Origin of the sequence: Amycolatopsis magusensis, from assembly GCF_017875555.1 — a bacterium.
Lineage (GTDB): Bacteria > Actinomycetota > Actinomycetes > Mycobacteriales > Pseudonocardiaceae > Amycolatopsis > Amycolatopsis magusensis.
In genome coordinates this window covers 1,934,348-1,946,098 of the sequence record NZ_JAGGMS010000001.1, presented here as the reverse complement: position 1 = coordinate 1,946,098, position 11,751 = coordinate 1,934,348, and the positions used below count along the sequence as shown (strand labels likewise).

The 11,751-nt window shown below is 71.0% G+C and carries 8 protein-coding genes; all 8 read left to right on the top strand.

The features are described 5' to 3' along the window. Positions 1-101: 101 nt before the first annotated feature. From JOM49_RS09270 to JOM49_RS09235, 8 genes are read left to right on the top strand one after another with little or no spacing between them, the layout of a single operon-like run. Positions 102-4,205 carry a DUF4082 domain-containing protein gene (locus JOM49_RS09270; protein WP_209663920.1) on the top strand — a complete coding sequence of 1,368 codons (4,104 nt, stop codon included), beginning with the start codon at positions 102-104 and terminating at the stop codon, positions 4,203-4,205. After that, positions 4,202-5,386, top strand: a complete 1,185-nt coding sequence (locus JOM49_RS44035) for a glycosyltransferase (protein ID WP_209663919.1) — start codon at positions 4,202-4,204, stop codon at positions 5,384-5,386. The genes JOM49_RS09270 and JOM49_RS44035 overlap by 4 nt, the downstream gene beginning before the upstream one ends. Next, entirely contained in the window at positions 5,383-6,510 is a 1,128-nt protein-coding gene (locus tag JOM49_RS09260; RefSeq protein ID WP_308158696.1) for a DegT/DnrJ/EryC1/StrS family aminotransferase, read from the top strand. Before JOM49_RS44035 ends, JOM49_RS09260 begins: the two co-directional genes overlap by 4 nt. Next, complete coding sequence (locus JOM49_RS09255; RefSeq protein WP_209663918.1) at positions 6,507-7,145, top strand: NeuD/PglB/VioB family sugar acetyltransferase; 639 nt, start codon at positions 6,507-6,509, stop codon at positions 7,143-7,145. The genes JOM49_RS09260 and JOM49_RS09255 overlap by 4 nt, the downstream gene beginning before the upstream one ends. Further along, on the top strand, positions 7,142-8,389 hold the full coding sequence (locus tag JOM49_RS09250) for a glycosyltransferase family 4 protein (RefSeq protein ID WP_209663917.1): 1,248 nt from the start codon (positions 7,142-7,144) through the stop codon (positions 8,387-8,389). The genes JOM49_RS09255 and JOM49_RS09250 overlap by 4 nt, the downstream gene beginning before the upstream one ends. Further along, positions 8,386-9,492, top strand: coding sequence for a DegT/DnrJ/EryC1/StrS family aminotransferase (locus JOM49_RS09245; RefSeq protein ID WP_209663916.1), 1,107 nt, complete (start codon positions 8,386-8,388; stop codon positions 9,490-9,492). Before JOM49_RS09250 ends, JOM49_RS09245 begins: the two co-directional genes overlap by 4 nt. Beyond that, a complete protein-coding gene (locus JOM49_RS09240) occupies positions 9,489-10,061 on the top strand; it encodes an acyltransferase (protein ID WP_209663915.1) in 573 nt (190 codons plus the stop codon). Before JOM49_RS09245 ends, JOM49_RS09240 begins: the two co-directional genes overlap by 4 nt. Beyond that, on the top strand, positions 10,058-11,359 hold the full coding sequence (locus JOM49_RS09235) for a hypothetical protein (RefSeq protein ID WP_209663914.1): 1,302 nt from the start codon (positions 10,058-10,060) through the stop codon (positions 11,357-11,359). The genes JOM49_RS09240 and JOM49_RS09235 overlap by 4 nt, the downstream gene beginning before the upstream one ends. Positions 11,360-11,751: the final 392 nt, after the last annotated feature.

The following is an 11,751-nucleotide window of genomic DNA, read 5'->3' as shown; positions in this document are numbered from 1 at the left end:
CCGGATTCTGTAACAGAAACCGCTCCCACCTCGATTTTCTGGGCGTCTGACCACCGGATTCGCCGGTGCCGGTGACCTCCCTTTGAACGGAAGGCATAGCCATGCACGCCCATTCCAGCCAGGGGGAGCGCAAGAGGGGACGGCCGCTGTTGCTGGCCGTGGTGTTGTTCGTGCTCACGGGTGGCCTGGTGGTCGTGCCCGTGCCGTTCGGCGGGGTGCCGCAGGCGCACGCGGCCTGCGCGAACAAGATCGCCTGCGAGAACGAGGTCGCGGGCACCGACGACTGGCAGGTGTCCAACTTCGACGACACCATCTCCGGCTTCACCACCGACATCAGCGCCACGCCCGGCTCCACGGTCACCTTCAAGGTCAAGACCAGCGCGCCCGGGTACTCGGTGACGATCTACCGCCTCGGCTACTACCAGGGCAAGGGCGCGCGGTACATGGGCACCGCCAGCCGCAACTCCGTCCAGTCGCAGCCCGCCTGCCTGACCGACGCGACCGGACTGCTCGACTGCGGCAACTGGGCGCCGTCGGTGACCTGGACGGTGCCCGCCAACGCCACCTCGGGGCTGTACTACGCGGTGCTGCGGCGGTCGAACCTGACCCCGGAGGAACTGGCGAGCAACCCGCCGGAGAACGAGGTCGCCTTCGTCGTGCGCGACGACGCGAGCACCTCGAAGGTCCTGTTCCAGACCTCGGACTCGACCTGGCAGGCCTACAACACCTACGGCAACGGGCCGAACCGCGCGGGCAACAGCATGTACTTCACCACCTACAGCGAGCCCGGCCCCGGCCAGCCGGCGAACCCGACCGGGCCCGGGCCGCAGGGTTCGGCGTACAAGGTCAGCTACAACCGCCCGCTCTACGGCCAGGGCGACGAGAACTTCATCTTCAACGCCGAGTACCCGATGTTGAAGTTCATGGAGCGCAACGGCTACGACATGAGCTACACCACCGATGTGGACAGTGCCCGGCGCGGGCACCTGATCAGGAACCACAAGGTGTTCATGGCCGTGGGCCACGACGAGTACTGGTCGAAGGAGCAGCGGTCCAATGTGGAGGCCGCCCGCGACGCCGGGGTGCACCTGGCCTTCCTGACCGGCAACGAGGTGTTCTGGAAGACCCGCTGGGAGCCGAGCATCGCCGGGACGCCGACCGACTGGCGCACGGTGGTCTGCTACAAGGAGACCAAGCACGACGGCAAGATCGACCCGCACCCCGACTGGACCGGCACCTGGCGCGACGCCCGCTACAGCCCGCCCTCGGACGGCGGCAAGCCGGAGAACGCGTTGCTGGGCAACATCTTCACCGTCAACGGCAAACGCGAGGACGCGCTCACCGTGCCCTCGGCGTACGGCAAGATGCGGCTCTGGCGCAACACCGCGGTGGCGCAGAAGCCCGCCGGTGACGTCTACACCTTCAAGCCGGGCACGCTCGGGTACGAGTGGAACTCGGTGGAGGACAACGGGTTCACCCCGCCCGGCACGGCCCAGCTCTCCCGCACCACGGTCACCATGGACGGGTTCTGGGTGCTGCAGAACGAAGGGGACGAATACGGCTCCGGCACCAAGACGCACGCGCTGACGCTGTACCGGCACCCCAGCGGCTCGCTGGTCTTCGGCGCCGGGACCGTGCAGTGGGCGTGGGGCCTGGACAACGAGCACGCCTTCGGAGAGCACGACCAGACCGCCGATCCGGCCATCCAGCAGGCCACGGTGAACCTGATGGCCGACATGGGCGTGCAGCCCACGACGCTGATGCCCGGCCTGGTCCAGGCCACCGCGAGCGCCGACGCGACCGCCCCGGTGGTGGCCATCACCAGCGCGCCGCCGACCACGGTCGGCACCGACTACACCGTCTCCGGCACGGTCACCGACGCCGCGGGCAAGGTGGCCGGCGTCGAGGTCTCGGTGGACGACGGCGCCACCTGGCACCCCGGCCTGTGGACCGCGGGCACGACGAACTGGCAGTACAAGTTCACCCCGGCCACCTCGGGCACCCCGACGGTCAAGGTGCGGGCGGTGGACGACTCGGCGAACCTGTCGGCGCCGGTGTCCCGGGTGATCACGGTGAACATGCGCACCTGCCCGTGCAGCATCTGGACCCCGCAGATGACCCCGGTCAACCCGGCCGCGAACGACGCCGGCTCGATCGAGGTCGGCGTGAAGTGGCGCGCCTCGGCGGACGGGTACGTGCGCGGCATCAAGTTCTACAAAGGACCCGGCAACACCGGCACGCACACCGGCAGCCTGTGGACCAAGGACGGCCAGCTGCTCGGCACCGGCACCTTCACCAACGAGACGACCACCGGCTGGCAGACGCTGACGCTGCCGACCTCGGTGCCGGTCACCGCGGGCGTCACCTACGTGGCCTCGTACTACGCGCCGAACGGCCGGTACAGCGCGGACAACTTCACCTTCACCGGCAACGGCGTCTCGCTCGACCCGCTGACCGCGCTGAAGTCCGGCGTGGAGGGCACCAACGGCGTGTTCAAGGGCGGCGGGCCGGGCTTCCCGCAGACCAGCTACCAGGACACGAACTACTGGGTGGACGTGGTGTGGGCGCTCGACCCCGGCCCGGACACCCGCGCGCCGATGCTGCTGTCCACCGCGCCGCTGGCCGGGGAGACCTCGGTGAAGACGGCGAGCCCGCCGGTCTCGGTGACCTTCGACGAGAACGTCGCGCCGAGCACCGTCCAGGTCACCCTGACCTACCCCGGCGGCAGTGAGCCGGGCACGGTGTCCACCGTCGGCGGCAAGGTGACCTTCACCCCGCAGCTGGCGCTGGACGCGGGCACGGTCTACACCGCGACCGTGCGTGCCTCGGACGCCTCGGGCAACGCGGCCCAGCAGGTGCAGTGGCAGTTCACCACCGGTTCACCACGCCCGGCCGCGTGCCCGTGCACGGTCTGGGACGACTTCACGCACCCGGCGAACAAGGCCGACCCGAACGACTCCTCGCCGGTCGAGCTGGGCACGAAGGTGCGCTTCGACGGCAAGGGCAACGTGCTCGGCGTGCGGTTCTACAAGGGACCGGGCAACACCGGCACGCACACCGGCACGCTGTGGAACTCGGCCGGGCAGCCGCTGCGCAGCGGCACGTTCGTCAACGAGAGCGCGGTCGGCTGGCAGACGCTGGTGTTCAGCTCGCCGGTCCAGGTGCAGGCGAACACCACCTACGTGGTCTCGTACTACGCACCCAACGGCCACTACGCCGGGGACAACGCGTACTTCCGCGACGCGGGCGCCGACTACAACGGCATCCGAGCGCTGGGTGAAGGGGTCGACGGCGGCAACGGCGTCTACCGCTACGGCTCGGGCGGCGGTTTCCCGCAGAACTCGTGGGGCTCGACGAACTACTGGGTCGACGTGGTCTTCCAGAACGGGCTCAACGGCGACACCACGCCACCGGCGGTCACCGGCCGCAGCCCGGCATCGGCCGCGACCAGCGTGCCGCTGACCTCGGCGGTCAGCGCCACCTTCAACGAGCCGATCGACCTCTCCAGCGTGCAGTTCACCCTGCAGGACCCGGGGCTGGCCAAGTTGACCGGCACGGCGGCGCTGTCCGCCGACCAGAAGACGGTCACCTGGACCCCGTCGGCACGACTGGCGCCGGGCACCACCTACACGGCGAACCTGAAGGTGGCCGACGCCAACGGCAACGCCATGCCGACGCCGACCACCTGGTCGTTCACCACCACGACCACGCCGATCTGCCCGTGTTCGCTGTTCTCGGCGGCCACCGTGCCGACGGTGCCGGCGGAGAACGACAGCGGCTCGTACGAACTGGGCGTCCGGTTCAGCTCGTCGGTGCCGGGCACGGTCACCGGGGTGAAGTTCTACAAGGGCACGGGCAACACCGGCACGCACACCGGCAGCCTGTGGACCGCCGCCGGGCAGCTGGTCGCCAGCGGCACCTTCGTGAACGAAACCGCGACGGGCTGGCAGACCCTGCTGTTCGCCACCCCGGTGAGCATCCAGGCCGGTGAGTCGTACATCGCCTCGTACACCGCACCCAACGGGCACTACTCCTCCGACGGGAGCTACTTCGAGCGAACGGCCGTCACCAGTACCCCGCTGACCGCGGGCGCGACCGGCGGGGACACGCCCAACGGCGTGTACCACGCCGGGCCGGGCTTCCCGCAGTCGTCCTTCCGCGGGGCGAACTACTGGGTCGACGTCGTGTGGCAGCCGGCGCCGTGACGCGGCGGCTGGCGGTCCTCGTCTCGGGGGTGCCCTGGGACGGGGTGAAGGGTTCGGAACGGCAGCTCGCCGAGGCGCTGACCGCGCACACCGACGTGCTGTGGGTCGATCCGCCGGTCTCCCCGGCCACGCCCGCGCGCTACCGCGGGCTGGCCGGGGCGGGCAGGCAGTGGCGACCGCGGTCACGGCCGGTTTCCGACCGGCTGACCCGGCTGACCCCGGTCGCCCTGCCGGGCCTGTCCCGGCCGGGCGTGCGCTCGACCACCTGGCCGATGGTCCGCGCGCAGATCCGCCGCGAGCTCCGGGAAGCCCGCCGGTGGCCGACGGTGGTGATCGCCTGCTCCACGCACGACGTGCTCGGGCGGTGGGGTGAAGGCGTGACGAACGTGCTGTACGGGACCGACGACTGGGTGGCCGGTGCCGAGCTGATGCGCATCGACGTCAGTCAGCTCGTCGCCGGTGAGCAGCGCAACCTGGCCAACGCGGACCTGGTGCTCGCGGTCGGTCCCGAACTCGCCGAGCGCTGGCGGAAGTCGGGGGTGGAGCCGGAGGTCTTCCCCAACGGCGTCGACCCCGACGCCTACGCCGCGATCGACTCGGTGACGCCGGTCGAGCTGCCGCCGGGCTTCCCGGACAAGATCGCCGGGTTGTGCGGGCAGCTGTCCGACCGGATCGACCTGCGGCTCCTGGAAGCCGTCGCGGACACCGGGGTGGGGCTGCTGCTGGTCGGCCCGCGCGACCCGGGATGGCAGCCGGAACGGGTCGACGCCCTGCTCGCGCGGGACAACGTGCACCACACCGGGCCGGTGCCGTTCGAGCGGCTGCTGCCGTATCTGGCCCGGTTCGGCGTCGGGCTCACCCCGTACGCCGACACCGCGTTCAACCGCGCCTCCTTCCCGTTGAAAACGCTCGAATACCTGGCCGCCGGCCGTCCCGTGGTGAGCACGGACCTGCCGGCCAGCCGCCGGTTGCAGAACCAGTTCCGGGAACTGGAGATCACCGGTGACGCCGATTCGTTCGCGCTCGGGGTGCTCGACGCGCTGGCCGGTTCACCCGCGCAGGCGCGGGTGGCGGCACGGCGTGAATTCGCGCGACGCCATTCCTGGGCCGCACGCGCGGCCCGGCTGATGGAGCTGCTGGACAACAGTGACCGCAGGATTCTCAGGGAGGGAACCACGTGATTCCGGTGATGCGGCCGATGCTGGGGGACGAGGAGGCCGACGCCGTGGCGGCGGTGGTCCGCTCCGGCTGGATCGCCCAGGGCCCCAAGGTCGCCGAATTCGAACAGGCCTTCGCCGCGCGGGTCGGCGCGGCGCACGGGGTAGCGGTGTCCTCGTGCACCACGGCCCTGCACCTGGCGCTGCACGCGCTCGGCGTGAAGCCGGGTGACGAGGTGGTGGTGCCGTCGTTCAGCTTCATCGCCACGGCGAACGCGGTCCGCTACTGCGGTGCCACCCCGGTGTTCGCCGACGTCGACGAGCTGACCGGCAACCTGACCGCGGCGACCGTGGACGAGGTGCTCACCACGCGCACGAAGGCCGTGCTCGCCGTGCACCAGGGCGGTGTGCCCGCCGACGTGGACGCGCTGCGTCGGGTGTGCGGGGGCATCCCGGTGCTGGAGGACGCCGCGTGCGCGGCGGGGTCGACCTACCTCGGCAAGCAGGTCGGGGCGGGGGCGCCGCTGGCCGCGTGGTCGTTCCACCCGCGCAAGCTGCTGACCACCGGCGAAGGCGGCATGCTCACCACCGACGACGCCGACCTGGCCGCGCGCCTGCGGCGGCTGCGTGAGCACGGCATGAGCGTGTCGGCCGCGGACCGGCACGCGGCGGGCACGGCGATCGTCGAGCAGTACCTCGAAACCGGGTTCAACTACCGGATGACCGACATCCAGGCGGCGATGGGCCTGGTGCAGCTGACCCGGCTGACCCCGCTGGTCGCCCAGCGGCGCACGATGGCCGCGCGCTACCACGAACTGCTCGCCGAGCTGACCGGTGTGCGCCCGGTGCGCGACCCCGCCTACGGCAAGACGAACTACCAGGCGTTCTGGGTGCTGCTGGACGAGCACGTGGACCGCAACGGCCTGCTCGCCACGCTCGCGGACGCCGAGGTCTCCGCCCGGCGCGGCATCATGGCGGCGCACCTCGAACCCGCGTACGCCGGGCACGCGCACGTCCCGCTGCCGGTCACCGAGAAGCTGACGCGGCACTCGCTGATCCTCCCCCTGCACCACGAACTCACCGCCGACGACCAGCGGCACATCGTCGGCGTGCTCGCTTCCGCCCTGCACCCGGTGGTGAGCCGGTGAGCCGTCCGCTGCTGCTCGTCGGCGCCGGTGGGCTGGCGCGCGAGACGCTCGCCGCGGTGCGTGCCGGTACCGGCTGGGAGCCGGTCGGCGCGCTGGACGACAACCCGGTCACGCACGGCACCCGGATCGACGGCCTGCCGGTGCTCGGACCGTCCACTTTGGTGCACGAGATGGCGGACGCGGCGGTGGTGCTCTGCGTGGCGAGCGTCCGGCGCCCGTACGCGCGCCGCGACCTCGCCGCCCGGCTGGACCTGCCGGACGAGCGGTACGCCACCGTGGTGCACCCGGCCGCGTCACTGGCGCCGGGCACGGAGGTGGGCGTCGGCTCGATCCTGCTCGCGGGTGTGGTGGTGACCGCGCCGCAGCGGATCGGCAGGCACGTGGTGGCCATGCCACACGTGGTGTTCACGCACGACGACGAGGCGGGTGACCACTCCTGCTTCGCCGCGCGGGCCACGCTCGCCGGTGGAGTCCACATCGGACAGTGCGCGTACGTGGGTCAGGGCGCGCTGGTCCGCGAGTACACGAAGATCGGCGAAGGCGCGGTGATCGGCATGGGCTCCGTGGTGCTCACCGACGTGCCCGCCGGGCAGACCTGGGCAGGCGTACCGGCGAAACCACTGGGGGAACGGTGAAGGTGCTCGTCTATCCACACGCGATGGAGATCGGCGGCTCCCAGCTCAACGCGCTGCAGCTGGCGGGGGCCGTGCGCGACCTCGGGCACGAGGTGACCGTGCTGTCCGAGCCCGGGCCGCTGGTCGACTACGTGCGCGAGCTGCGCCTGCCGCACGTGGAGATCCCGCTGCACCGCCGTCGTCCGTCGGCCAGGGTGGCGCGGCGGCTCGGCGGGCTGATCGACGACCTGGGCATCGACGTGGTGCACGGGCACGAATGGCCGCCGGTGCTGGAAGCCGTGGCCGCGACGGCGAACCGGCGGGACACCGCGGTCTACGCGACCGTGATGTCGATGTCCGTGGTGCCGTTCTTCCCGAAGACCGTGCCGATGACCGTGGGCACCGAGGAGATCCGGGCCGCCGCGATCGCCGCCGGGCACCAGCGGGTCACCCTGCTCGAACCACCGGTCGACACCGACGGCGACCGGCCCGATCTGGAGACCTCGTTCCGCGAGGAGCACGGGCTCGATCCGGCGGTGCCGTTGCTGGCGATGGTGTGCCGCCTGGTGCCGGAGTTGAAGCTCGAAGGGCTGCTCGCGGCGTGCGACGCGGTCGGTGAGCTGGCCGTCGCGGGCCGGAAGGTGCAGCTGGTGATCGTCGGTGACGGCCGCAGCCGTCCCGAGGTCGAGGCGCACGCGGCACGGGCGAACGAGCTGGCCGGATCACGCGTGGTGGTGCTGACCGGCGAGATCAGCGACCCGCGGCCCGCCTACGCCGCCGCCGACGTGCTGGTCGGGCAGGGCGGTTCGGCGTTGCGGGGGATGTCGTTCGGCAAGCCGCTGGTGGTGGTCGGCGAGCGCGGGTTCAGCGAACTGCTGACCCGGGAGACGGCACCGCGGTTCCTGTCGGCCGGGTGGTACGGGCAGGGGCCGGGCTCGCGTGGTTCCGGGGTGCCCGCACTGCGGGACGCGCTCGACCACCTCATCGGCAATCCGGGACTGCGCAAGGAACTCGGCGCGTTCTCGCGTGAACTGGTGGTCGAGCGGTTCAGCCTGCGCGGTGCCGCCGAACTGCTGGAACGCGAGTACACCGCCGCACGCTACGGGCCGCGGCCGCTCGCCCCGCTCGCCGCCGACGCCGCCCGCAGTGCCGCGGGCCTGTTCGGTTACAAGCTGCACCGCAAGTACCAGGGCCTGCGTGGCACGGCCCGCACCGACGACGCCAACGCCAATCCGGTTCTTTCCCGCGAGAGGGCAGCAAGATGAGCGGAATCCCCCTGGTCGACCTGGCCGCACAGCACCGGCAGGTGGCCGACGAGGTCGCCGACGGCTGGGCCGCGGTGCTCAAGGCGACCGCGTTCGTCGGCGGCCCGCAGGTCGCCGCGTTCGAAGCCGAGTTCGCCGCCTTCTCCGAGGTGGCGCACTGCGCCGGGGTCGGCAACGGCACCGACGCGCTGGAGTTCGCCCTGCGCGCGGTGGGCGTCGGCCCCGGTGACGAGTGCGTGCTCCCGGCCAACACCTTCATCGCGACCGCCGAGGCCGTGGCACGCACGGGCGCGACGCCGGTGCTAGTGGACGTCGACGAGGAGACCGCGCTGCTCGACCCGGCGCTGCTCCCCGACGTGCTCACTTCGCGCACCAAGGCGATCCTGCCGGTGCACCTGTACGGGCAGACCGCGGCGGTCGAGGAGATCCTGCCGATCGCGCGCGCGGCCGGTGCCTACGTGGTGGAGGACGCCGCGCAGGCGCAGGGCGCCCGGCGCCGCGGCGTGGTCGCGGGCGGTCTCGGTGATGTCGCGGCGACCAGCTTCTACCCCGGCAAGAACCTCGGTGCCTACGGCGACGGCGGTGCCGTGCTGACACGGGACGCCGCTCTCGACGAACGGATCCGGCTGCTGCGCGAGCACGGCTCGCCGCGGAAGTACGAACACACCACGCTGGGCTTCAACAGCCGCTTGGACACCCTGCAGGCCGTGGTGCTCTCGGCGAAACTGCGCCGCCTCGCCGACTGGAACGCGGCCCGCCGCGAAGCCGCCGAGCGGTATTCGGTGCTGTTGAGCGGGGTTCCGGAGGTCCAGCGGCCCGTGGTGCTGCCGGGCAACGAACCGGTGTGGCACCTGTACGTGCTGCGCGTCGCCGACCGCGAGCGGGTCCTCGCGCACCTGCAGGCCAACGGGATCGGTGCGGGCATCCACTACCCGACGCCGGTGCACCTGACGCCCGCCTTCGCTTCGCTCGGCCACCGGCCGGGCGATTTCCCGGTCACCGAACGGCTGGCCGGGCGGCTGCTGTCGATCCCGCTCTTCCCGGAGATCACCGCGGCCCAACAGGAACAAGTGGTGGAAGTGCTGATGGAGGCGGTTCGATGACCGAGGTCAGGGTGCACCCGCGGGGTTTGTGCGAGAGCGACCAGGTCGGCGCGGGAACGCGGGTGTGGGCGTTCGCGCACGTGCTGGCGGGGGCGAAGATCGGCCGGGACTGCAACATCTGCGATGGCGCGTTCGTCGAGGACGGCGCGGTGCTGGGCGACAACGTGACGGTGAAGAACGCGACGCTGGTCTTCCGCGGGGTGACCTGCGAGAACGATGTGTTCCTGGGGCCGAACGTGGTGTTCACCAACGACCTGCGGCCACGCGCGCACATCAAGCGCGGCCCGGATTCCCTGCTGCTGACCAAGGTCCGCCGCGGCGCCACCCTCGGCGCCGGCGTGGTCGTGGTGTGCGGCACGGAGATCGGCGAGCACTCCTTCGCCGCGGCCGGGGCGGTGGTGGCGCGGGATGTGCCCGCGCACGCCTTCGTCGCGGGGAACCCCGCCCGGCAGAAGGGCTGGGTGTGCGAATGCGGGGATCCGCTCACCGACGACCTGAGCTGTGCGGGTTGTCAGGCGGTCTACGAGCAGCGTTCCGATGATCGCGGGCTGCGAAGGCGAAGCGCATGAGGGGCGCGCGGCAGGCGGCCCTGTCGGGAACCGTGCTGCTCACGCTCGCGTGCACGCCTGCCGCGCCGTCCCAGCCACCACCGCCGGTGACCACCACCAGTCCCGCGCCGGCGAACTTCTCGCTGGTGCCGTGGGAAGGCGGGCCGGAGTACTACGCCGCGTTCGGCAAGGCCAAGGACGCGGGCTGGACCGATCCGTCGTTCTTCCCGATCGGCGTCTGGTTCGAATCGGTGCTCGACCCGAAGGACACCGAACTGGACAAGGCCGTGGGCATCAACACCTACTTCGAGCTGACGTCGAACAGCTCGCTCCCGGTGGTCCGCGACGCCGGGATGCACGCTTTCCCCAGTGGCCCCAACGCCGAAGCCGGTGCCGAAACGGTCGGCTGGACGCTGACCGACGAACCCGACATGTGGGCCGGGCCGGGTCACGGCGCGTGGACGGGGAACGCGCCGGGCAAGGGGGACGTGTGCGTCAGCGACCCGTGTGGTTACACCGTGCTGAAGACCCTGCTGGACAAACTGCCCGCGGACGACGGCCGCCTGCGTTACGCGAACTTCGGCAAGGGCATCATGTTCTGGGAAACCGATGAGCAGGCGCGGCCCTTCGTCAACGACTACACGAGTGCCGTCTCGGCGGACCTGTACTGGTACACCGACCCGAACATCTGCGCCTCCCCCTCGGAGGGCCCGGCGATCGGCGTGCCCCCGGAGCAGTGCCGGGTGGCCGCGAACTACGGCCGCACCATGGACCGCGTGCGCTCACTGGACCTGGCCGACGGGCAGCGGCAGCCGATCTACGCGCTGATCGAGAACGGCCACCCGTTCACCGAAGCCGACGCCCCCACCATCACCGGCGACCAGCTGGCGGGTGCCGTCTACAACTCCCTGATCCACGAGGCTCGCGGCATCATCTACTTCAACCACAACTTCGGCGGCGACTGCGTCTCCCAACACGTCCTCCGCGACGCCTGCGGCGCCCAAATCCGCCCGGCGGTGACGAAGGTGAACCAGCAGATCACCGAGCTGGCGCCGGTGCTGAACACGCAGTCGCTGGTTCACTTGTTCAGCCCGAACGTGGACACCATGATGAAGCGGCACAACGGTTCCCTGTACATCTTCGCCATGCCCAAACGCGGCACCGCCCCGGGCCCGCAAACCCTCACCCTGCCCCCCGGCCTGACCGGCGAGGCGAAGGTGCTGTTCGAAGACCGCTCCCTCCCCCTCACCAACGGCACCCTCACCGACACCTTCGACGCCGAACACACCCACCACGTCTACGTCATCCCCACCTCGTAAGTGCCGTGAATGTGGCTTTCACGGCCGAATCCGCCGTGAAAGCCACATTCACGGCACCACACCCCCACGCCCCATGTCACGAATGTGGCTTTCGAGACCTCAAACGTCCCGAAAGCCACATTCGTGACATCGCCCCCCCTCGCCCGGGACACAAATGTGGCTTTGGGAGCGGATTCGGCCCCCAAAGCCACATTCGTGGCACTCCGGCGCCACCCCGCGGACCCCAGGCGCCCACGCGAGCAGCCGCCCAGGCCGCGCCCGGGCATCCAACGCCAGCAGCCGACACCACACCAGACCCCACCCGGGCAACAAAGCGATCATCCCCCAGACCGCAAGGGCGGCCCAGACCCCCAACGCCAGCAACTGCCCAAGCTCCCGCCCAGAAACTTCAA

Bases quoted from the DNA above. Each gene is read 5' to 3' on its own strand.
- JOM49_RS09270 (WP_209663920.1), top strand. From the start codon at position 102: ATGCACGCCCATTCCAGCCAGGGGGAGCGCAAGAGGGGACGGCCGCTG.
- JOM49_RS09240 (WP_209663915.1), top strand. From the start codon at position 9,489: ATGACCGAGGTCAGGGTGCACCCGCGGGGTTTGTGCGAGAGCGACCAG.
- JOM49_RS09235 (WP_209663914.1), top strand. From the start codon at position 10,058: ATGAGGGGCGCGCGGCAGGCGGCCCTGTCGGGAACCGTGCTGCTCACG.
- JOM49_RS09245 (WP_209663916.1), top strand. From the start codon at position 8,386: ATGAGCGGAATCCCCCTGGTCGACCTGGCCGCACAGCACCGGCAGGTG.